20 protein-coding genes are annotated in these 22,751 nt (G+C 35.3%); 5 read left to right on the top strand and 15 right to left on the bottom strand.

What is annotated here, in order from left to right:
* Positions 1-407: 407 nt before the first annotated feature.
* The 5 genes from BFA01S_RS14585 to BFA01S_RS14605 all read right to left on the bottom strand — a co-directional run bounded on the left by BFA01S_RS14585 (position 408) and on the right by BFA01S_RS14605 (position 5,736).
* Positions 408-884: a hotdog family protein gene (locus BFA01S_RS14585; RefSeq protein ID WP_066232002.1), complete on the bottom strand. Its 477-nt coding sequence runs from the start codon at positions 882-884 to the stop codon at positions 408-410.
* Positions 885-997: 113 nt separating this feature from the next.
* Positions 998-1,936, bottom strand: a complete 939-nt coding sequence (gene mdh / locus BFA01S_RS14590) for a malate dehydrogenase (RefSeq protein ID WP_066232005.1) — start codon at positions 1,934-1,936, stop codon at positions 998-1,000.
* A 91-nt stretch (positions 1,937-2,027) separates the two neighbouring features.
* The gene (gene icd / locus BFA01S_RS14595) at positions 2,028-3,299 is read right to left on the bottom strand and encodes an NADP-dependent isocitrate dehydrogenase (RefSeq protein WP_066232008.1); all 1,272 of its coding nucleotides are present in this window, start codon (positions 3,297-3,299) and stop codon (positions 2,028-2,030) included.
* Between the two features lie 203 nt (positions 3,300-3,502).
* The gene (citZ, locus tag BFA01S_RS14600; RefSeq protein ID WP_066232011.1) at positions 3,503-4,621 is read right to left on the bottom strand and encodes a citrate synthase; all 1,119 of its coding nucleotides are present in this window, start codon (positions 4,619-4,621) and stop codon (positions 3,503-3,505) included.
* Positions 4,622-5,244: 623 nt separating this feature from the next.
* Positions 5,245-5,736: a DUF441 domain-containing protein gene (locus BFA01S_RS14605; protein ID WP_412758779.1), complete on the bottom strand. Its 492-nt coding sequence runs from the start codon at positions 5,734-5,736 to the stop codon at positions 5,245-5,247.
* Positions 5,737-5,793: 57 nt separating this feature from the next.
* Here BFA01S_RS14605 and ytvI point away from each other — a divergent pair, with 57 nt between their 5' ends.
* Positions 5,794-6,909: a sporulation integral membrane protein YtvI gene (gene ytvI, locus BFA01S_RS14610; protein WP_066232014.1), complete on the top strand. Its 1,116-nt coding sequence runs from the start codon at positions 5,794-5,796 to the stop codon at positions 6,907-6,909.
* Positions 6,910-7,167: 258 nt separating this feature from the next.
* Here ytvI and BFA01S_RS14615 read toward each other — a convergent pair whose 3' ends face one another.
* The 7 genes from BFA01S_RS14615 to dnaE all read right to left on the bottom strand — a co-directional run bounded on the left by BFA01S_RS14615 (position 7,168) and on the right by dnaE (position 17,822).
* The gene (locus tag BFA01S_RS14615) at positions 7,168-7,563 is read right to left on the bottom strand and encodes an FxsA family protein (protein ID WP_327998932.1); all 396 of its coding nucleotides are present in this window, start codon (positions 7,561-7,563) and stop codon (positions 7,168-7,170) included.
* Between the two features lie 81 nt (positions 7,564-7,644).
* Positions 7,645-9,405, bottom strand: a complete 1,761-nt coding sequence (gene pyk, locus BFA01S_RS14620; RefSeq protein ID WP_066232020.1) for a pyruvate kinase — start codon at positions 9,403-9,405, stop codon at positions 7,645-7,647.
* Between the two features lie 46 nt (positions 9,406-9,451).
* The gene (gene pfkA / locus BFA01S_RS14625; protein ID WP_066232025.1) at positions 9,452-10,411 is read right to left on the bottom strand and encodes a 6-phosphofructokinase; all 960 of its coding nucleotides are present in this window, start codon (positions 10,409-10,411) and stop codon (positions 9,452-9,454) included.
* Positions 10,412-10,820: 409 nt separating this feature from the next.
* Positions 10,821-11,798, bottom strand: a complete 978-nt coding sequence (gene accA / locus BFA01S_RS14630) for an acetyl-CoA carboxylase carboxyl transferase subunit alpha (protein ID WP_066232028.1) — start codon at positions 11,796-11,798, stop codon at positions 10,821-10,823.
* Positions 11,783-12,655 (bottom strand): acetyl-CoA carboxylase, carboxyltransferase subunit beta, encoded by an 873-nt coding sequence (gene accD, locus BFA01S_RS14635; protein WP_066232032.1) that lies wholly within the window; start codon positions 12,653-12,655, stop codon positions 11,783-11,785. The genes accA and accD overlap by 16 nt, the downstream gene beginning before the upstream one ends.
* 499 nt (positions 12,656-13,154) lie before the next feature.
* Positions 13,155-14,390, bottom strand: a complete 1,236-nt coding sequence (gene ystJ / locus BFA01S_RS14640; RefSeq protein ID WP_066232035.1) for an NADP-dependent malic enzyme — start codon at positions 14,388-14,390, stop codon at positions 13,155-13,157.
* An 87-nt stretch (positions 14,391-14,477) separates the two neighbouring features.
* Positions 14,478-17,822 (bottom strand): DNA polymerase III subunit alpha, encoded by a 3,345-nt coding sequence (dnaE, locus tag BFA01S_RS14645; RefSeq protein WP_066232041.1) that lies wholly within the window; start codon positions 17,820-17,822, stop codon positions 14,478-14,480.
* A 160-nt stretch (positions 17,823-17,982) separates the two neighbouring features.
* Between dnaE and ytrH the strand changes: the two genes are divergently transcribed.
* From ytrH to BFA01S_RS14660, 3 genes are all read left to right on the top strand, one after another.
* Positions 17,983-18,324 (top strand): sporulation membrane protein YtrH, encoded by a 342-nt coding sequence (gene ytrH / locus BFA01S_RS14650; protein ID WP_066232044.1) that lies wholly within the window; start codon positions 17,983-17,985, stop codon positions 18,322-18,324.
* Positions 18,321-18,824, top strand: a complete 504-nt coding sequence (ytrI, locus tag BFA01S_RS14655) for a sporulation membrane protein YtrI (protein ID WP_066232048.1) — start codon at positions 18,321-18,323, stop codon at positions 18,822-18,824. Before ytrH ends, ytrI begins: the two co-directional genes overlap by 4 nt.
* Positions 18,825-18,924: 100 nt before the next feature.
* Complete coding sequence (locus BFA01S_RS14660; RefSeq protein WP_066232050.1) at positions 18,925-19,116, top strand: YtzJ family protein; 192 nt, start codon at positions 18,925-18,927, stop codon at positions 19,114-19,116.
* A 97-nt stretch (positions 19,117-19,213) separates the two neighbouring features.
* On the opposite strand, the gene BFA01S_RS14665 is transcribed toward BFA01S_RS14660, so the two are convergent.
* Positions 19,214-20,146 (bottom strand): DHH family phosphoesterase, encoded by a 933-nt coding sequence (locus BFA01S_RS14665; protein ID WP_066232054.1) that lies wholly within the window; start codon positions 20,144-20,146, stop codon positions 19,214-19,216.
* Between the two features lie 442 nt (positions 20,147-20,588).
* Here BFA01S_RS14665 and BFA01S_RS14670 point away from each other — a divergent pair, with 442 nt between their 5' ends.
* On the top strand, positions 20,589-20,909 hold the full coding sequence (locus BFA01S_RS14670) for a YtpI family protein (RefSeq protein ID WP_235843035.1): 321 nt from the start codon (positions 20,589-20,591) through the stop codon (positions 20,907-20,909).
* Positions 20,910-20,972: 63 nt separating this feature from the next.
* Here the strand turns inward: BFA01S_RS14670 and BFA01S_RS14675 are convergent, their stop codons facing one another.
* Both BFA01S_RS14675 and BFA01S_RS14680 read right to left on the bottom strand, forming a co-directional pair.
* Positions 20,973-22,289, bottom strand: coding sequence for a DRTGG domain-containing protein (locus tag BFA01S_RS14675; protein ID WP_066232061.1), 1,317 nt, complete (start codon positions 22,287-22,289; stop codon positions 20,973-20,975).
* A gap of 72 nt (positions 22,290-22,361) precedes the next feature.
* Positions 22,362-22,607 (bottom strand): hypothetical protein, encoded by a 246-nt coding sequence (locus BFA01S_RS14680; RefSeq protein ID WP_066232068.1) that lies wholly within the window; start codon positions 22,605-22,607, stop codon positions 22,362-22,364.
* Positions 22,608-22,751: the final 144 nt, after the last annotated feature.

Below are 22,751 nucleotides of genomic sequence, written 5' to 3' on the forward strand. Positions count from 1 at the left end.
TTACTGCTCGTTAAGGCCGGGATAAATACAAATGTACTTTTTAAACATACACTATCTGGTTTCTATCTTTCTTTGTAAGCAAAACTATTGTAGCATGGATTTCGGCTCATTTTAAATAAGCTAAAATTAACGAAATTATTTAGCTTAGATACATAAAATTTGTCGAATTTTCATATATTTATATACATTCCTATTCTATCTAATGATGAGGGAAAAGTGAAATTAAAATGTCTGATTTTTCTAGTCTTATACTTATTTAACAAACTGGTACCATGTTATATAAGTATATTTTGAAAAATCAGACATTTGTATATTAGCAAAATTCTCAATATTAGCAAACTGACACAATAGATTAGAAAAATTTCATCGACCATATGTGTTGCAATATTAATTTGCACTTATATAATTTAGAAGTTTTCTAAAACATTATCATCGATAGCTTGTAATTGATACGGTGGCCGTACAGTAATTTCTCCTTGAATGACTATATTTTCTTCTTCATCCAATGCCTTTACATCGACAATAACTTCTTTCTTTCCTTCCTCTCTTTTTATAACTTCAAAAAAGAACTGGATCATACTGTAATGATAAACTGGCATTAAAAAAGATAAATTTTGTTTTGTAATATAACTTCCTGGACCTGGTAAATATTTCGAAACTGCCGAAGTAATAATTCCCGTTAGCATAATATTTGGCACGAGCGGCTTTTCATATGGAGTTTGTGATACATAGTCATGCTGAATATATAAAGGATTTGAATCATTTGTTAAACCTAAATAAAGCAGTAAATCTTTATCTTCCATCTTCTCAGTAAGTATTAATTTTTCTCCTATTTCAATTTCTTCAAAACGCCGTCCTATTTTTCTCTTTTTTCCTACAAGCATTCCAAATCACCCCGTTCAATTTGTAAGCGATTTCAATTGTTGAAATAAAAGATTTATTAATTCAAAATAAACGAAAAGAAAATTGGGTAACCCCAACTTTCTTTCATTTTCTATTAAGATAATACTTTCATTACAGCTTTAACTGATTCAGCAGATACATTAAGTGCTGCTTTTTCTTCATCAGTTAAGTCTAACTCAATAATTTTCTCGATACCGTTTCCACCTAAAATAGTCGGTACACCTAAGTATATTCCATCAAAACCATATTCGCCTTCAAGATATGCAATTGTTGCTAATACTCGGCGCTGGTCTTTTAAAATAGCCTCTGCCATTTCAACTAAAGACGCTGCAGGTGCATAGTATGCACTGCCGTTTCCTAATAAATTAACGATTTCCCCGCCGCCTTTACGAGTTCTTTCAACGATTGCATCTAAGCGGTCTTTTGGAATTAATGTTTCAAGCGGAATTCCGCCAGCATATGAATATCTAACAAGCGGTACCATATCATCACCGTGTCCACCTAAAACGAACCCTGTTACATCTTTTACTGATACATTAAGCTCCTGTGCTACAAATGTACGGAATCTTGCTGTATCAAGCACACCTGATTGACCGATTACACGGTTTTTCGGGAATCCGGATTCTTTATATACTGTATATGTCATTGCATCAACTGGGTTTGTTAAAACAATAATCGTACAGTCTGGTGAATATTTAACGATTTCTTTTGTAACACTTGCCATAATTTTTGCGTTTGTTGCCACAAGATCATCACGGCTCATTCCAGGTTTTCTTGCAATCCCAGCAGTAATAATGACAATGTCAGATCCTGCAGTATCTTCATAATTTGAAGTACCTGTTACATTAGCATCAAATCCTTGAACTGGACTCGCTTCTAACATATCAAGTGCCTTCCCTTTTGTCGGGTTATCCATTTGAGGAATATCAACTAGCACAACATCGCCAAGCTCCTTTTGTGCTACTAAAAATGCAGTTGTTGCACCTGTGAATCCTCCACCGATTACCGATACCTTTTTACGTTTAATTGCCATAGTAACAGCCCCTTTACCATTTTATCTATTCTAATCTTTTTAAGACTTTAAGCAATCGGTTTACAGCCGATTGCTTAAAGTTTTACACTTATTAATCCATGTTTTTGATTAATTCATTAGCAAATTCAGAACATTTTACTTCTGTTGCTCCGTTCATTAAACGAGCAAAGTCATATGTTACAACTTTTGAAGCAATTGTTTTCTCCATTGAATCAATGATAAGATTCGCAGCTTCTGTCCAGCCTAAATGTTCAAGCATAAGTACACCTGAAAGGATAACAGATGATGGATTTACTTTATCAAGTCCAGCATATTTAGGAGCTGTTCCATGAGTAGCTTCGAAAATCGCATGTCCTGATTCATAGTTAATATTAGCCCCTGGTGCAATACCAATTCCACCAACTTGAGCTGCTAAAGCATCAGAGATATAGTCTCCATTTAAATTCATCGTTGCAACAACATCGAATTCACGCGGACGTGTAAGAATTTGTTGTAAGAAAATATCTGCAATTGCATCTTTAATAATAATTTTACCAGCAGCTTCGGCTGTCTCTTGTGCCTTATTTGCAGCATCTTTGCCTTCAGCTTCTGCAATTCGGTCGTATTCTGCCCATGTAAATACTTTATCGCCAAATTCTTTTTCAGCTAATTCATATCCCCAGTTTTTAAACGCGCCTTCTGTAAATTTCATAATGTTTCCTTTATGAACAAGTGTTACAGATTTACGGTTGTTTTCGATTGCATAATTAATTGCAGAACGAACTAAACGCTGTGTTCCTTCTTCAGAAACAGGCTTAATACCGATTCCAGATGTTTCAGGGAAACGAATTTTATTAACACCTAATTCAGTTTTTAAGAAATTAATTAATTTCTCTACTTCTTCAGATCCTTTTGCATATTCAATACCAGCATAAATATCTTCTGTATTTTCACGGAAAATTACCATATCAGTATCTTCTGGTCGTTTAACTGGAGACGGAACTCCTGTGAAATAACGAACCGGACGCAAGCAAGTGAATAGATCAAGTTCTTGACGTAAAGCAACGTTTAATGAACGGATTCCTCCGCCGATTGGAGTAGTTAACGGTCCTTTAATTGCGATGAAATATTCACGGATAGAATCTAAAGTTTCATTTGGCAGCCATTCACCTGTTTGGTTAAAAGCTTTCTCTCCTGCTAAAACTTCTTTCCAAACAATTTCCTTTTCACCATTATAAGCTTTTTCAACAGAAGCTTCTAAAACACGTGATGCAGCTGCCCAGATATCTGGACCAGTACCGTCACCTTCGATAAATGGAATAACTGGATTGTTTGGTACGTTTAGTACACCATTTGTTACTGTAATTTTTTCACCTTTTGTCACAAAAAAGACCTCCCTAATATGTATTCAAATTCTAAAATTTATAACACTTTACTAGTATATAGTATAAAAGCTTTAAATTAAAATTGCAGGCTTTTCCTATAGTTTTTCATATTCAAAATATGTTATGTAATAAAATAGCAATTACTTTCATATGGGGCTGCTTAAAGCATCTTTATCTACTGAATGCTACAGCCCCTATATATTTAAACGCGCTTTTCAATCGGCACGTATACTTGATTAACTGCACCAGTATAGTCAGCACGAGGACGGATAAGTCGATTATTATCGTATTGTTCAAGAATATGCGCTAACCAGCCAGACACACGGCTCATTGCAAAAATTGGTGTGAATAGATCATGGTCGATACCTAAGCTGTGATAAACAGAAGCTGAGTAGAAGTCTACATTTGGCGGTAATGGCTTTTTAGATGTCACGAGCTCTTCAATTTTTAATGACATCTCATACAATTTTGAATCACCAGTTATACTTGTAAGCTTCTCAGACATTGTTCGTAAATGTTTTGCTCTTGGGTCACCTTTTCTATAAACACGGTGTCCAAAGCCCATAATTTTTTCTTTACGATCAAATTTATCCTTCACATAGCTCTCTACGTTCTGAATATCGCCTATTTCATTAAGCATTTTCATAACAGCTTCGTTTGCGCCGCCATGTAATGGACCTTTAAGCGCTCCGATTGCAGCTGTAATACCTGAATAAACATCAGAAAGTGTTGCGACACATACTCTAGCAGTAAAAGTAGAGGCGTTTAACTCATGATCTGCATGTAGTACAAGTGCCTTATTAAAAGCTTCAACCGCAATGTCACTAGGCTCTTCACCTGATAACATATAAAGGAAGTTTTCAGCAATTGCTAAATCTGTTCTCGGTTCGATTGGCTCTAACCCTTTGCGAACTCTAGCAAATGCTGCGACTACTGTAGGTAGCTGTGCTTGTAAGCGAATTGCCTTTCTGTAATTAGCTTGAGGATCCATTACATCCGCTTCTTCATCAAATAAACCTAGTAAAGAGACTGCTGTTCTAAGTGCAGCCATTGGATGTACTTTTTCAATAGGATAGGATTTAAAGTGGTCTACTACCTGTTGTGGAATTTTTGCATTTTCTGAAAGTTGCTTTCGAATTTCGTCTAATTGTTCGGATGTAGGTAGCTTTCGATGCCATAGCAAATAAACCACTTCTTCGAAACTAGCATTTTCCGCTAAGTCATCAATGCTATACCCAACATATGTAAGTGTATCGTCAATGATTGAGCTTACAGATGATGTAGTAGCTACTATCCCTTCAAGACCACGTGTTGCTGTCATAATAACATCTCCTTCATTAGAGTTTCCCCATATTCTTTAGAAGTTCAAAAAAACTGTCTTCCTATTAATTGCCTTTGAACTTTTATATGCCCGTGCAATTGCCTAAATGCAAATATTTCTCTTTTTATTTGTAAGAGAGCCTTTCCTTTTTTATATCAAGGATATGTCTCTTTTTCCATAAAAAAAGAAAATGCTTACATTTTTTAGTAAAAGAAAAGCCACAACAGAGTGTATCAGTTATGACCATTTTAAAGAAAAATGAGGCATTTTATTTAAGCCTATGTATATTATAAACAATTATCTGTATAATGTTAACCTTTTTCGCTTTATCTTTTTTGCTTCTCTTTGTCACTCTCATAATATATACCAATTTAAAATACCTGCATTTTTTTTAATATATAGTACATTTAACAGGCTTGAAACCTTAATAATAATAGTAAAATCGACCTTTTTAACATTGCTGCCAGTCCGGTTTACAGCTAAGTTTTCAAGCCATTCTTAATAAAATAAATAATTTAAATTTTATTCATTAATTTCTCTTTCTTTTCCTATCAAGGTTCTCTCAGGCTGGTTTCATTTACCGTTTTTAATTGTAAAAAACTCTAATAATCTACCTTTAAAAATCAAGTGAAAAATTTAACGACCTGCATGACAATATAAGCAATTCCCGCTCCTATTAATGGTCCGACTGCAACTCCATTAAATAAAGCGACAGCTAAAATGGTGCCAAATACTAATGCTGCCGTTATATGCGGATCCTCAGCCAGCAATGTTAATCCATTTTTAGCAATTAAAGCGACAGCAATACCTGCTCCTATTGCTATCCATGCATAGTAGGATTTTAGTGCTTCTCCTAACTGTTTAAAGCCAATTTCGCCTGTTGCAATTGGAACAAGAACTGCAATCGTAATAACAGTGACACCCCAATTAATTCCTTTAGACTGGAGCACCGGGAATAATTTAGAATCAAGTCCAATAATTTTTATAAACAATAAAACGATCACAGCGATAATGAGTGATTCATTTCTCGCAATGAAACCAATCCCTAATAAAATAAGGAGAAAAAATAAAGGTTGACTGAACAAAGCAGATTCTCCTTTCAAACTATTTTTCATAAACATGTCCTGCTTATAATACAATTTTATATAAAAGTAAATAAGGAGGAGGAAAGATTGAATGTACACTATCTTTACAGTACTCTTAGACTTTTATTAATTATATGTATAATTGCTGCCGGGCTTGGTGCAATCTATTATTTATCTGGTTTAATTTATCCATTTTTAATTGCAGTCGCTCTCGCCTTTCTCATTAATCCTTTAGTAAACTTTTTTAGTATTAAAGGCAGGATTCCAAGAGGTCTCTCTGTTATATTAGCAATTATTTTATTGTTTTGCTTATTCGCAGGATTATTAACTCTATTAGTAGTTGAAATCGTTTCTGGAACGACTTATCTAGCTAAAGTTGTCCCGAATCATTTTGAAAAACTCATTGTATATCTCGAAATATTTTTCGTAAATCAGATTATTCCGCTTTATAATCAATTAACCGCCATATTCAATGATCTCGGTGCAAGCCAGCAAGAGTCATTCATTTCCTATATTCAAAGTGTAGGCGAAACAATTGCATCAAGTGTAGGCAATTTTATTAAACATTTCTTAGAAAATATCCCCTTGATGATTAGCTGGCTTCCTAATGCAGCGACAGTTTTTGTTTTTTCATTGCTTGCTACGTTTTTCATTAGTAAGGACTGGTATAAATTAAAAGAAATGCTTACTGCGATTTTACCTCAAAAAGCAAAACTCAGTGGTAAAACAGTTTTTGATGAGCTAAAAAAGGCTTTAATCGGGTTCATTCGTGCTCAAGCTACATTAATTTCAATTACGACAATAATCGTTTTAACAGGGCTTCTTATTTTACGTGTAGAGTATGCCATTACGATTGCCTTATTAATCGGATTAATTGACCTGCTTCCATACTTAGGAACCGGCTTAATATTCGTTCCATGGATTATTTATTTAGCATTAAGCGACAATGTTCCTCTCGCAATAGGTGTTGGTGTACTCTATATAGTCGTATTAGTATCCCGACAAATAATAGAACCGAAAGTTTTATCATCGAGTATTGGACTTGACCCGCTTGCAACCCTCATTTCACTGTTTATTGGCTTTCAATTGATCGGATTCCTCGGTCTAATTGCTGGACCAGTTGTCCTTGTCATTTTAAAAACACTTCATCAGGCCGGTATATATCAAGATATATGGATTTTTATTATAAACAAAAAAGACTGATTCCAGTCTTTTTTTGCTCATTATATAAACCTAAAATACTAATTCTTTATTAAACATATAGGCCAATTTTATTAATGTTCTCCAAAATTCCATTAGCACCCAAAAATTAGTTAATTTATCTTTAATTTTTAAAATAAAGATTATATGACAAAAATCCTTATATGCATAAAAAATTGCATTTTTATTCACAAAAACTTATAGACTGTAAGAATTTGTCTATTTCTCAATAACTTTAACAACTAAACAAATTTCCTAATTTCACCTGTATATTGTTATTTGATTACGATCAATCATTTTACGAATAATTTTTAGCAGCAGCGGTTTTACTATATTCCTTCCTGCTGGTATAAGAAGGAAAAATCCAGTGAAATCTGTAATAAACCCTGGGGCTAATAAGAAAATACCACCCGCTAAAACACATAATCCATCAAGCAGTGCATCACCCGGAGGTTCACCGTAGCTTATTTGCTCCTGTACTCTTTTAATCGCTTGAAGTCCTTGTCTTTTGGCAAGCCATGCACCAATTACACCGGTTAAAATAATGAAGGATATTGTCGGAATGAAACCAATTGTTTTACCCGATAAAAGAAGAACACTAATTTCTGCAGCAGGTACAACAATAATAAGGAAGATGAGAAGACGCAATAACTTCACCTCTTTTGAAAGTTAGTCTGTTCTATCATTATATTTTAACAATGAAAAAAAGAGAAGGGAGAACCCTTCTCAAGTAATTAATTAAAGTACACTTGCATGTCCGTTATATACGACACCGCGTACTGAATCAACTGTGATTTCTTGACCATCTTTTAAGATCGCTGTTGCTCCGTCTACACCGACGATAACAGGAATACCTAAGCTTAGTCCAACAACTGCTGCATGGCTTGTTAAACCACCCTCTTCTGTAATAAGAGCTGCAGCTTTTTCAAGTGAGCTAATCATATCACGATCTGTGCTTTGAGCTACAAGGATTGCTCCCTCAGTCATTTTCTCAGCAGCATCTGTTCCATTGCTGGCAACAACAACTTTACCATATGCTGTTTTTTGACCGATACCTTGGCCTTTTGCTATTACATCACCGATAACATGGACTTTCATCATATTTGTTGTTCCTGATTCATTAACAGGTACACCAGCTGTGATAACGACAAGATCACCATGTTTTACTACACCGCTATTAATTGCTTCTTGAACTGCTTGTTCAACCATTTCATCTGTTGAATTCGCTCTTTGGCCATTACGAGGGTATACTCCCCAAACTAATGCTAATTTACGAGATACAGACTCAGAAGAAGTAACAGCAACAATCGGTGATTTCGTACGATATTTTGAAATCATTCTTGCTGTATGACCACTCTCTGTTGGTGTAACGATAGCTGCTACTCCTAAGTTTAGTGCAGTATGTGCAACAGATTGACCAATCGCATCTGTAATTGTCTTGCCAGCCTGCTCACTTTGCTTAGATAAAATACGTTTGAAATCTAATGCCTGCTCTGCTCTTGCAGCAATATTATTCATTGTTTGAACTGCTTCTACAGGATAATTACCTGCAGCTGTTTCCCCAGAAAGCATAATTGCATCTGTTCCATCAAAGATAGCATTCGCTACATCACTTGCTTCTGCACGAGTAGGTCTTGGATTTCTTTGCATGCTGTCAAGCATTTGTGTTGCTGTAATAACTGGTTTGCCAAGTTCATTACATTTTCTAATTAATTCCTTTTGAACAAGTGGAACTTCTTCTGCAGGAATTTCTACCCCTAAGTCACCACGCGCAACCATTAATCCGTCTGAAACTTCTAAAATCTCATTGATGTTGTCAACGCCCTCTTGGTTTTCAATCTTAGGAATGATTTGAATTTGGCCCGCTCCATGCTCTTCAAGCAGCTCACGGATTTCTAAAACATCTGATGCGCGGCGTACGAATGAAGCAGCAATGAAGTCAACATCCTGTTTAATACCAAAAACGATATCTTGTGCATCTTTTTCTGTAATACCAGGAAGTTTTACACTAACACCAGGAACGTTAACACCTTTTTTATTCTTTAATGTACCGCTGTTTAAAATTTTAGTTTTAATTTCACTATTTGCATGATCAACACCAATTACTTCTAAACCGATTAATCCGTCATCAAGTAAAATTGTTGATCCGATATGTACATCATCAATTAGACCTTCATAAGTAATTGAGAATTTTTCAGTTGTACCGATAACTTCTTTCATTGATACGATAACTTCTGATCCTGCTTCTAACTCAATCGCACCATCTTTCATTGTATGTGTACGAATTTCAGGTCCTTTCGTATCTAATAAAATCGCTACATTTTTATTTAATTTTGCAGCAGCTTTACGAATATTTTCAATTCGATTACCGTGCTCCTCAAAATCACCGTGTGAAAAGTTTAAACGTGCAACGTTCATGCCTGCTTCCATCAATTCTGATAATTTCTCATACGATTCACTCGCAGGTCCAATTGTACAAACTATTTTTGTTTTCCGCATTGGTTTTTTCCTCCCGTAAAATAATAAAACAAAAGTCTATTTAAATTTAAATTGACAACTCTTCAGATAATCTATACATATTTTGATCGAGCATATGCTTTTGGTCAAGAATTTCAAGTATATCATGATTAACAAGCTTGTTATTCTGTATTCCAACACAGCGACCGCCGATTCCATCTAGTAATAATTCTACAGCATATGCTCCAAGGCGACTTGCTAATACGCGATCAAAGGCAGTTGGCGAACCGCCACGCTGAATATGTCCCAGCACTGATACCCTCGTATCTAATGAAGTGGCTTTTTCAATTTCCTCTGCAATATCCACTCCGCTGGCAACACCTTCGGCAACGATAATAATACTATGTTTTTTCCCGCGTTCAGTACCGCGGTTCAAACGATTTACAATTTCATCCAATTTATAATCAACTTCAGGAATAAGAATCGTTTCTGCCCCGCCAGCAAGTCCTGACCATAATGCAAGGTCTCCCGCATGCCTGCCCATTACTTCAATAACATATGTACGTTCGTGAGATGTAGCTGTATCACGAATTTTATCAATTGCATCAATAACTGTATTTAATGCAGTATCAAAACCAATCGTAAAATCTGTCCCAGGAATATCATTATCAATCGTGCCCGGAACACCTATACATGGAAATCCATGTTCTGTTAACTTCTTAGCTCCCATATAAGAGCCATCTCCGCCAATAATGACTAGCCCTTCAATACCATGCTTTTTAAGCTGCTCAATCCCCTTTTTCTGCCCTTCTAATGTTTTAAATTCAAGGCAACGAGCCGTATATAATTTAGTACCACCACGGTGAATAATATCGCCGACAGATCCCAGCTCTAATCGTTTAATATTTCCCTCAATTAAACCTGAATATCCATGGTAAATACCGTACACTTCAACATTATGATAGATTGATTTCCTAACGACTGCCCGAACAGCTGCATTCATTCCCGGAGAGTCTCCACCACTCGTAAGCACACCAATTTTTTTCATTCCCACTCACCCCATCAATTATTAAATTCTAAATCAGGATGGTATTCAAAAAAATTCTTTTAGAAAATTTGCTACTTGGTGAAATAATATCTCAGTTGAAGCTCAGCCCATCCCATTATACAATAAATTTCACTATTAGTTATGTAAAAAATAAAAATAAGTGTAATAATATTGCTGAATATTTGCTTTTTTTAAAATAATCGTTTATTTTTCAGGCTTTCATCTTTACTAAAGGGGATGTTCCATACAATAAAACTTCAAGCATTCGGAATATTTTCCCTTTATATTCCTAAATTGGATAATATCATTACTATAATATCTACAATTAAATTGGAATTTTAAGAAAATTTTGTCTTTATATAACTATCAATCAAATAAAACGTGTAACCTGAAAGGGCTACACGTTAGTTTATTTTACCCCAAGTAGTTCATCTGCAAACGATACTTGACCAATTCTTTTAAATTTCTCATAGCGATGCTGTACAAGCTGTTCTTTACTCATTTTCAATAAATTTTGGAGAGATTCCTTTATTACTTTATCAATATATGTCGCCTGTACTATCGAATCCTTATGCGCTCCGCCTTTTACTTCGGAAATGATCTCATCAACAATACCTAGTTCCTTTAAATCGGGTGCAGTTATTTTCATTGACTCTGCCGCTTTTTTAGCAAGTCCAGCATCTTTCCATAAAATAGAAGCTGCTCCTTCCGGTGTAATAACCGAATATGTGGAGTTTTCTAACATATGAATATAATTTCCCACACCTAATGCTAAAGCACCGCCGCTTCCACCTTCACCGATAACGATCGATACAACAGGGACAGTCAAGCCTGCCATTTCAAATAAGTTCTTCGCAATCGCTTCACTTTGTCCACGCTCTTCTGCCGCTTTACCAGGGTAGGCGCCCTTTGTATCAATAAAACAAATAATAGGGCGATTAAATTTTTCTGCTTGCTTCATTAAACGGAGTGCTTTACGGTATCCTTCTGGATGTGGCATTCCGAAATTGCGGCGAATATTTTCCTTCGTATCTTTTCCTCGCTGGTGACCAATAACTGTTACAGGTAATCCGTGATATTTAGCAATCCCGCTTACAATTGCTTCATCATCCCCATAGTAGCGATCACCATGACATTCAAAAAAGTTTTCAAAAATATGGCCTATATAATCTAAAGTTGTCGGACGGTTCGGATGTCTTGCAATCTGTACTCTATCCCATGGAGCCATATTAGCATAAATATCATTTTCAAGCTTCTCTAATCTTGTCTCCAGCTTTTCAATTTCAGCACTGAGATCAACATCAGATTGCTTTGTAAATTCTTTTAACTCACTAATTTTATTTCTTAGCTCAACAACCGGTTTTTCAAATTCTAATTCTCCTGCCATCGTTTATCACCTCCAGGTTGATGAATATTAAGAATATTTGCTAATGATTCTTTTAAATCATGACGATTAATAACAGCATCAAGCTGACCATGTTTTAATAAAAATTCTGCTGTTTGAAAGTCTGCTGGCAATTCTTCACCGATCGTCTGCTCAATAATACGTCTGCCGGCAAAACCGATCAATGCTCTCGGCTCAGCAAAATTATAATCACCTAAAGAAGCAAAGCTGGCAGATACACCGCCAGTTGTCGGATGTGTCATAACCGAAATGATTAGTCCACCTTCATCACTGAATAATTTTAATGCTGAACTTGTTTTTGCCATTTGCATTAAACTAAGGACGCCTTCCTGCATTCTTGCACCGCCGGAAGCAGTAAAGATAATGAAAGGAATATGAAGCTCTTTTGCTTTTTCAATTGCCCTTGTAATTTTTTCACCAACTACAGAACCCATGCTGCCCATACGAAAAGTAGAATCCATAACAGCGATAACAGCACGATTTCCATCTATACTGCATTCTCCTGTTATAATAGCCTCGTTTTGTTTCGTTTTTTCCTTATCTTTTTCTAACTTTTCTAAATAACCTGGAAAATTCAAAGGATTTTCAGAAACCATTTCTTTATCGTATTCAATAAAAGTACCTTCATCTATCAGGCTAGCGATCCTTTCTTTTGCATTCATCGGATGGTGATAGCCACAATTTACGCATACCTTTAAATTTTTAGCAAGTTCCTTCGTATACATGATTTTTTTACAGCTTGGACATTTTGTCATAATTCCTTCTGGTACATCATTTTTTGCTTGTTCAGAAGGTATAGATGCATATTTCTTTTTCTTCGCAAATAAATCTTTTAACAAAATGGTACCTCCTCTTCTACGAAAATGCTTTATAAGGATGTATGTTCAATTCACTCTACTACTTCTCTTCTAATTGCTAATCATTTTGAGTATATAAAAAATAAAGCTAACTACTACTTTACCTTATAAGACATAGAGGTGTTGTAGAAAGCTGTCAATTACCATTCGACAATTGTTCTTTTTCTAGCTTCATCTATACATCCTATTAGCAATCTTTCATAGATTAACTGTGAATAGACCATTTCTTCATATTTATCGCTTTCGGATCCTCGAGAATAAAAGTGGCAAATAACTCAATGAAATCATCTATAAAAATTTCCTTTTAAAAAAGAAGCTTCGCCACGTTTAGTCTCGATCATCCAAAGCAATGTACAGACTGTGAAAACTTTTCCAAATAAAAATTTTATCTCCACACACAAGTCCATCATTTCAAATGATGGACTTGGTAACGAAGTATTTTATAACTACTTCGGCTGTGGAGTTTTTATAAGTGAATCACTTATTCTGCATCAATAATTGAAAGTTGTTTTGTTTTTTCAGCAACTTCTTTTGGATCTACCTTGATTCTTGCAACACCTGTTTCCATTGCTGCTTTAGCAACACCTGCAGCAACTGCTGGTGCAACACGTGCATCAAATGGTGCAGGAATAACGTAGTCAGCATTTAGCTCATCTTCAGAAACAAGTGAAGCAATCGCTTCAACTGCTGCTACTTTCATTTCTTCATTAATTTGAGTAGCTCTCACGTCTAATGCACCACGGAAAATTCCTGGGAATGCTAAAACGTTGTTTACTTGGTTAGGGAAGTCAGAACGACCTGTTCCAATAACAGCTGCGCCTGCTTCTTTTGCTTCTTCTGGCATAATTTCAGGCGTTGGGTTAGCCATTGCGAAAATGATTGATTTTTCATTCATTGATTGAACCATTTCTTTCGTTAATGCACCCGCAGCTGAAACTCCGATGAATACGTCTGCACCTTTCACAACATCAGCAAGTGAACCTTCGATGCGCTCGCTGTTTGTATATTTAGCAACTTCATCCTTCATTCCATTCATTCCGTATGGACGGCCTTCAAAGATTGCACCTTTTGTATCACACATAATAATATCACGTACACCGTAGCTACGTAATAACTTAATAATAGCGATACCAGCTGCACCTGCACCGTTTGCAACGACACGAATACTTGACATTTCTTTTCCAACGATTTTTAATGCGTTTACAAGTCCTGCAACTGTTACGATTGCAGTACCGTGTTGGTCGTCATGGAAAATTGGAATATCTGTTTCTTTTTTCAATCTTTCTTCAACTTCGAAGCAAGCAGGAGCTGCAATATCTTCTAAGTTAACACCGCCAAATGTTGGCTCAAGTAATTTAACTGTTTCAACGATTTTATCAACATCTGTCGTATTTAAACAAATTGGGAATGCGTCAACACCAGCAAAGCTCTTGAATAAAACAGCTTTTCCTTCCATTACAGGAAGTGCTGCTTCAGGTCCGATGTTTCCTAAACCTAAAACTGCTGTACCATCAGAAACAACAGCTACCATATTCCCTTTCATTGTGTATTCATAAACTTTGTCTTTATCTTCGTGGATATCTTTACAAGGTTCAGCAACACCTGGTGAATATGCTAAACTTAAATCCTTTGCATTGCGCACTGGAATCTTTGATTTAGATTCTAATTTACCTTTGTTAATTCGATGAATATGTAATGCCTCTTCTCTTAATGACACTAATCTCACTCCTCTTAATCTTAACACTAGTGGTTGTACCACTAAATCATTCTTAAATGATATCATAACTGAATATTTTGTAAAGAGTTACGCCCTAAAAACGACATATTCCTCCCCTAAAATTTCTTTAAATTGTGACAAACTTTTTTCAGTCACATTTACAAAAAAATTATTAGGCAATTGAACTGTTTTCTTTTCCTGTTCATAATAGATATAAACTGGTGTAGTTCCTCTATATTGTTTTATTATTTCTTTTATTTCATACAACTTATTTAATTCTTTTGCCTGTTCATCAACTTTTAGAAAAAGTTTTCCCTCCGGTTGGACTTTCTCAAGCTCTCCATAATCAATAATTTTTTGGATAATCATTTGAAGCCGACCGTTCCGCTTTTCTGCTTTTCCTTCAAACAGTGCTGTCAATCCTTCCTCTAATTGTCCGCTGATTCGATTAAATTCATTCGGAAATACAACAGCTTCACAATCGTTTGTTTCATCACTTAAAACAAAAAAGGCCATTTGCTCCCCTTTTTTCGTCCGGATCGTTTTTATACTTGTAATAATTGCGCCAATTTTTATCTTTTTACCTGTATGATTATTTAGCTCCCTGATTGGCACCGTTCCTAAAGATTCAAATAGAGAACGCAATGCCGCGGCTGGATGGCTTGAAAAGTAAAAGCCGAGAGCATCTTTCTCATGCTTTAATTTATCACTGACTTTCATCGGCGCAACGTTTGCATAATCTAATTTTAAAGTGAGTCCTGCTTCTACAAAATAAGTATTGATCTGCTGCTTGTCATCTGCCCGTCCTAAAGCACTGTCAATAGTCGCCTCTAATACTGCCCGATCCATTTGAAATTCATCCATTGCTCCTGAGTAAACAAGAGATTCTATCGTTCTTCGATTAACAGCTTTTGTAGATACTCTCACACAGAAATCAAATAAATCTGTAAACTCTTTCTGCTGGCGTATATGGAATATTTCTTTAATGGCTGCCACACCCACATTTTTTATGATTGCTAAACTGCACCGGATCGCACTATTTTCTACTTGGAAAGGATAACCGCTTTTATTAATAGAAGGAGGTAAAATTACTAAGTTTTTCTGTTTTGCCTCTCTTATATATTGGCCTACCTTTTCATCATTCCCAATTACACTCGTTAATAATGCTGCCATAAAATAGATTGGATAATGTGCTTTTAAATAAGCTAATTGATAAGAAATCATACTGTATGCGACAGCGTGGCTTCTATTAAATCCGTAATTCGCGAATTTTACAATTAAATCATACACTTCGTTAGCTATTCTTTCATCGTATCCTTTATTCAAACAGCCACTGACGAAGTGATTTCTTTCTTTATCGAGTACTTCCCTTTTCTTCTTCCCGACAGCTCGCCTTAACAAATCTGCTTCACCTAATGAGAAACCTGCCATCCTTGCCGCAATTTCCATAATTTGCTCCTGATAAATGATAACCCCATAAGTTGAATATAAAATAGATTTTAAATGTGGATGAATATAGCTGATTGAGGCCTGTCCATGCTTTCTATTTATATATAAAGGAATATTTTCCATTGGACCTGGCCTGTATAACGCATTTACAGCAACAATATCTTCAAAGCTGGTCGGCTTCAAGTTTCTTAATACATTTCGCATTCCATCTGATTCCAGCTGAAAAATTCCTGTCGTATCTCCCTCAGATAATAGTTGAAATGTTTTCTCATCAGAATAAGAAATTTTATTTAAATCAACATGTTTCCCTGCTTGGCCCATCATCTTTTTTATACTGTCGATAATTGTTAAATTACGAAGTCCGAGAAAGTCCATTTTCAGCAGACCTAAATCTTCTAAGTAATCCATTGAAAACTGTGTTAAATAAATCCCAGATGCACTTTCCTGAATGGGAACGACATCTGTCAAAGGCTCTTCACTAAAGACAACACCTGCTGCATGTGTTGAAGTATGCCTTGGCATCCCTTCTATTTTTAACGCTATTTCATAAATTTTCTTATAAAGCTTATTCTCATTTATTGCCTGTTTTAAAGGAGCAGACTCGATTAAAGCATCACTTAATGTAATACCAAGTCTTGACGGAATTTTCTTTGCTAAAAAATCTAGCTCTTCTGAAGAAGCTCCCAGCACTCTGGCTATATCACGAACAGCCGCTTTCGCTGCAAATGTTCCAAATGTAATAATCTGCGCAACATGCAGTTTTCCATATTTATTTGCAACATATTCAATTACTTCATCGCGGCGGGTATCAGGAAAATCAATATCTATATCAGGCATCGTAATTCTTTCTGGATTTAGAAATCTTTCAAATAAAAGATGATGCTGAATCGGGTCTACATTAGTAATCTTAAGCACATAAGAAACGAGGGAACCTGCCGCAGAACCTCGTCCAGGTCCAGTTGAAATTTGATGTTCATGAGCATATTTCATAAAATCCCATACAATTAAAAAATAATCACTAAACTTCATCTTTTTAATAACAGAGAGTTCATATGTTAACCTCTCCAAATATTGTTCAGTAGGATTTTGAAACCTTTCACGAAGCCCTTCTAAACAAATTTTCTCCAAATATTCATCAGCATGCAGTTCATCTGGTGTCGGATATGCCGGGAGATGTGCTTTTCCTAATTCCAATGTCACATTACATTTTTCAGCTATGTCCAAACTGTTTTGAATCGCTTCTGGCACATGATTAAACAGCTTCTCCATTTCCTCTGATGATTTTAGATAATACTCATCTGTTTGCATTATCTCTTCATTATCTTCTACTTTTTTATTATCTTTTATCGCTTGTAAACATGTATAAGCATACATATCCTCACGGTTTATGTACTTAACATCATTTGTTGCAACAAGTGGAACATTTAATTGCTTACTTAAAGCAATCAGCTCACTCGTTAACATTTCATCTTCTTTTTCAAAATGATTTTGGATTGCAATATAAAAGGAATTATCCTCAAATATATGCTTATATTTCTCTGCAATTTGAGCTGCTTTCTCCCGATTCCCATTCATAATATTCCGTTCAATTTCACCGTTTTTCCCAGCAGTAATCGCAATTAATCCAGCACTGTAACTTTCCAGCCATTTTTCAGGAATACCACCGCTTGCTTTCGTTTGTAAAACACTGCTTATTTTTAATAAGTTCTGATATCCTTCATTATTTTTTGCTAACAATACAATCGGAAATGCCTGCTGCTCTTCATCATTTTCTCTTACAGATGCTATGAGTCCAATAATGGGTTTAATTCCATTTTGTGTACAAGATTTATAAAATTCAACTGCACCATACATAACATGGAAATCAGTGATTGCTAATGCTTTAAATTTTAATTCCCTCGAATATTCAATAAGCTTTTCTAATTTGATTGCACTGTTTAATAAACTGTAACCTGTTTGAACTTGAAGGTGAACGAAAGGCAACTTAAAGTCCCACCTTTCAAATGATAATATCGTTCGACATTCTATTCCTCTCCTCATTATATGCTTGAACATATTGCGTTACAAATGTTTTGAAAACTTAATATGAACCGAACATACTTCTAACAGTTCGTCCATATAATGTATTGGGAGGATGGTAGACATGGATACAAAAGAAGCTTTCATACCGGCTTTTATTCATAGTTATTTTATAGCACTCGGTGTTATTTTGGGTGGGGCGCTAATCGGTGCATTTGGTGCATTTTTAACTGGGGAACCACCGCTGTCAAAAATGTTTCAATTTGCTGACCGTTTAAAAATCTGGGCTTTAGTCGCTGCAATAGGCGGAACATTTGATGCATTTTACAGTTTTGAACGGGGCATTTTAGATGGACAGACAAAGGATATTGTCAAACAAGTCCTTTTAATTATTTCAGCAATGGGCGGGGCTCATACCGGCTGGATGTTCATTAACTGGTTAACACAGGAGAATTTATCACGATGAGAATTCCTTCACATTATGAGAAGCCATCATGGCAACGCTTCTTCGCTGGTATGGTGATCGGCGCTCTTTTAAGCTGGTCCGTTTTTTTATTTATTTACGGTGTTAACCAGGATAAACAAAGCCTGCGGATTAAAGAACAGCAAAATGATATTGCCGAGCTGAAAAGAGATAAACAAATTTATCAGGAAGATTATAAAAAACTTAATAAAGAAAACCAGGAAAAAATAACAGTACAATCGATAAGAATCAAGTTAATAAACGGTAAAAAGTTCAACCTGCAAGATTATATGATTAATAATATTGAACGCGATATAGCAGATGACCTGGCACATATTTTAGCAAAGGACTTAGAAACAGCTAGTACAAGCATTCCACTGATGGAGCGGATAATTGAAGTGAAGCCATTTTCATTTGATGATAAGCAATACAAACTTGCAGTAACTAAAATTGTTATAACACCGAATGTCTATATTGAAGTAAAAATATCATTTGCTAAATAAAATTCTCAAAATTTTCAAAAAATCAAGTCGCATTTTTATTTAAAGTTCGATAAAATAGAGATGTAGTTATTTTTATATAATATTGAAAGGAGTGAAAAAAATGGACACTTTATTCCAGAGGAAATTAAAACAGGAAAAATTAGATCTGATCAAAAACGGGTTTTCAGCTTATGTTGAGTCTGCTACGCTTGTACGTTTACTCACGCGGGATTTAAAATTATTAAATTTAGACGTAGACATTGAAAATACAGAATTAGGCTGCTGGTTCATCCCTAATCGCGCTGCGGAATAAACTTCTTTTTCATCATATTAAAAAAATCTTCATCTTCTTATCCACATATTCGAATTCTTTACTTACTAAGAAAAAAGAGGGCAATCGCCCTCTAAAATTATTTACAAAGTTCTGTTAGCTGTGCAATAACTTCATCTGCTTCATCCCAGCTGTAAATAGATGCACCGGCGGCGAGCGGATGTCCTCCACCATTAAACTTTCTTGCTAAACCATTAATAACAATTTCCTTTGAACGTAATCGAACTCGAATTTGATCCTCTTCTTCAACAAAAAAGACCCATGTTTTAACGCCTTCAATATTTCCTAACATTCCAACAAGCTGTGATGCTTCTGAAGAAGTGACTTCATATTCTTCTAATAATTCCTTTGAGAGCTTCATAGATGCAGCTCCCTCAGTGTTTACAGAGAAATTTTGAAGAACATATCCACTTAATTTCGCAACATTATGTTTTGTTTTATACAATTCATTATATAATTTCGTATACTCCACACCTTCTGATACTAACTCACTTGCATAATGAAATGTTTTCGGTGACGTGCTCGGAAACAGGAAGCGTCCAGTATCACCAACAATTCCAGCATATATAAGTTCAACAGCTTTTTTAGAAAGCTTTAAACCGTGCTCTTTACCTTCTGTGTAAAGCTCATAAATCATTTCACTTACAGAGCTGGCTGTCGTATCAACCCACAGCAGGTCACCATAAGGGTCCTCATTCGGATGGTGATCAATTTTAATCAGCTTTTCGCCTTTAGTATATCTTTGATCACTTACACGAGCCTGGTTTGCTGTATCACAAACAATAACGAGCGCATTTTCATATTGATCATCTGTAATTTCATCCATTGTGTACAAAAATTCTAAAGATGGATCAGATGCTCCAACAACATAAATTTCTTTTTCAGGAAATGAGGCTTTTAAAATTTCTGCCAGTCCACATTGTGAGCCGTAAGCATCCGGGTCTGGTCTTACATGGCGATGGATAATAATTTTCTCGTATTCTTTAATTGTATTAATAATCTCTAATTTCATAGTATTCTCCTTAGTTTAATCATGTTATTATATTTATTAAACCATAAAACAACAGTGTTCGGGAATAACTTTGTAGTACTTTATGTAACAGCCAAATGATTTTTCAACTGGAGAAAGCAAAACTATATTCCTATTTCCAATCTAATGCTACTGTAAAACCTAGTTGATTTTTGACTCATCTCCCTCGAATTTAGAAAATGAGAGAAAAGCTAGCTTTTCTTCCTCATTTTCTAAATTCGAGCACCTTTCAGCTAAAACTGAAAGGCATTTGCAAGCTTCACCTGCAAATGGATGAGCCAAAAATCGTGCACCACCATAAGTTTTTATGAAGTATATGTTAGAATCTTAAATTGTACTTATATATATCTATATTAGAACATTAATTTGTACTTATACAACTGACACATGGTAAAATAGTTTCCATAAATAAAATAAAGTTCCAATGAATATATGGAGGTTTTTCATGCTTATTCTCGTTATTGCTATCGCAATTTTCTTAGTGCTTTATTTATTTTATAAAGCCCAACAGATTTTCGGCCGAAAAAAACCAATGGAAAAACAATGGATTTCAGCTAAGGCGAGTATTTGTCTAAGCTTATTTGTACTAACTTTCGGCTTAAATCAATTACTCATTAACCACTCAACTGTTACTTTAGTTGTTGGTATCTTTTTTGTTATTTTTGGTCTTGCAAGCAGTTGGGCAAGTTATCGAAAATACAAATATTACTTGCCTCTGGCGCAAGAAGAGGTAGAAAAGAACTAAAGATTGTAGCTGTGGAACCTCTCTTAAGTGGGATAATAAAAATTAAGAGAGGTATAGCATTCTCTATCTCTCGATAAGCTGTACCATCATCATCGCTTTTGCTACGACTGTCCCATCAGTAAATGCTTCAATATCAATTTTCCCAAATTTACGGCCTACTTCTAATATTTTCGGGTGAATTTCTAAAATACTCTCCATTTGTACAGACTTTATAAAATAAATAGAAATATTCTCAACGACGATATCACCTTTTTTCTGTGATCGTAAATAACGGTTTGCAGCTTCTGTAATTAATGTTGTAAACACCCCGTAGGAAATAGTTCCAAGATGATTTGTCATTTGTGGTGTCACTTCACAGCGAAACACATTTCCATTTCTAAAGTCGTCTTCAATCGTAACAAATTGATTTGTGACAATATCATCAATTTTTTCACCGATCTGCGGCTGGCGCTGAATCATTTGTAAAGCTTGCAATACATCTTGACGACTGATCATCCCTTCAAGACGATTATAGGAATCGACAACCGGCAAAAATTCAATTCCTTCCCAAACCATAATTTGAGCTGCCGAAGCAACAGATGTTTTTCCATTTATCGTAATCGGATTTTTAGTCATCACTTTATCAATTGATGTGTCCTTGCTAAATCCCATAATATCTTTTGAGGTAATAATTCCTTGTACCTTTAAATTTTGATCAATAACTGGAAATCTTCCATGTCCAGTTTCTGAATTATGGTGAAACCATGTTTCAACTATGTCAGTTGTTCGTAAACAAATTGTTTTTTCAAGCGGTGTTAAAATATCACTTACTTGCACGATTTCCTTTTTTATTAACTGATCATATATTGCGCGGTTTATCATTGTCGCTACTGTGAAAGTATCGTAACTAGTTGAAATGATCGGTAATTCTAATTCATCTGCTAATTTCTTCACATCATCATCTGTATCAAAGCCCCCTGTAATTAATACAGCAGCACCGGCTTTAATTGCATAGCTATGTGCATTCGTCCGATTACCGACAATCAGTAAATTGCCTGCACCGGTATATCTCATCATCGCTTCTATTTTCATTGCACCGATGACAAATTTATTCAATGTCTTATGTAATCCTGCTTTTCCGCCAAGTACTTGTCCATCAACAATGTTTACTACTTCTGCATATGTCAGCTTCTCGATATTTTCTTTTTTCTTCGTTTCAATTCGAATTGTACCAACACGCTCTATCGTACTGACATATCCTTTATTTTCAGCTTCTTTAATTGCACGATAAGCTGTACCCTCACTTACCGCCATATCTTTTGCAATTTGTCGTACTGAGATTTTCTCCCCAACCGGGAGAGAATCAATATATTGTAAAATCTGCTCATGCTTTGTTGCCAAGCTAATCACCCTTACCGTTCATCTTTTTACTAAAATGCACTTCTTCCATTATAAAGGTGATTATTTTTTATATCAATGAAGTGTCATATTTTGCTTCTTTTTCTGCTTTATTCTCTGTACATTCTGTACTTTACTCCGCTTTGTTCCCTTTTTATTTCGATATAAGTAATGAACTAGATTACCGCCAACGACAAAGAGCGCTAAAGCAAGCCAGCTCATAATAAAGACATTTTGCGCTGTATTAGTTGATAAAGACATTTGCTGAAGCCCTAAAAACAGGAGAAACATTGCAATTAGCGTATAAATTAGACTTTTCATTTTCCGCATCCTTTCATCATAGAACTTGTTTACAGCATATGCAAATGAGCATAAAAAAAGAAGCGAATGATACACTCATTCACTTCTAAAATTTCAGATTATAAAGTGAAACTTCCATCAGTGGGGGTTTTCGCACGTCCTCCA

The organism is Metabacillus fastidiosus NBRC 101226, assembly GCF_001591625.1.
Taxonomy (GTDB): Bacteria; Bacillota; Bacilli; order Bacillales; family Bacillaceae; genus Metabacillus; species Metabacillus fastidiosus.

Coding starts and splice junctions, on each gene's coding strand:
- BFA01S_RS14585 (WP_066232002.1), bottom strand. CDS start 884: ATGCTTGTAGGAAAAAAGAGAAAAATAGGACGGCGTTTTGAAGAAATT.
- mdh (WP_066232005.1), bottom strand. CDS start 1,936: ATGGCAATTAAACGTAAAAAGGTATCGGTAATCGGTGGAGGATTCACA.
- citZ (WP_066232011.1), bottom strand. CDS start 4,621: ATGACAGCAACACGTGGTCTTGAAGGGATAGTAGCTACTACATCATCT.
- BFA01S_RS14605 (WP_412758779.1), bottom strand. CDS start 5,736: ATGAAAAATAGTTTGAAAGGAGAATCTGCTTTGTTCAGTCAACCTTTA.
- pyk (WP_066232020.1), bottom strand. CDS start 9,405: ATGCGGAAAACAAAAATAGTTTGTACAATTGGACCTGCGAGTGAATCG.
- pfkA (WP_066232025.1), bottom strand. CDS start 10,411: ATGAAAAAAATTGGTGTGCTTACGAGTGGTGGAGACTCTCCGGGAATG.
- accA (WP_066232028.1), bottom strand. CDS start 11,798: ATGGCAGGAGAATTAGAATTTGAAAAACCGGTTGTTGAGCTAAGAAAT.
- ytrH (WP_066232044.1), top strand. CDS start 17,983: ATGGATACAAAAGAAGCTTTCATACCGGCTTTTATTCATAGTTATTTT.
- ytrI (WP_066232048.1), top strand. CDS start 18,321: ATGAGAATTCCTTCACATTATGAGAAGCCATCATGGCAACGCTTCTTC.
- BFA01S_RS14660 (WP_066232050.1), top strand. CDS start 18,925: ATGGACACTTTATTCCAGAGGAAATTAAAACAGGAAAAATTAGATCTG.
- BFA01S_RS14665 (WP_066232054.1), bottom strand. CDS start 20,146: ATGAAATTAGAGATTATTAATACAATTAAAGAATACGAGAAAATTATT.
- BFA01S_RS14670 (WP_235843035.1), top strand. CDS start 20,589: ATGAATATATGGAGGTTTTTCATGCTTATTCTCGTTATTGCTATCGCA.
- BFA01S_RS14680 (WP_066232068.1), bottom strand. CDS start 22,607: ATGAAAAGTCTAATTTATACGCTAATTGCAATGTTTCTCCTGTTTTTA.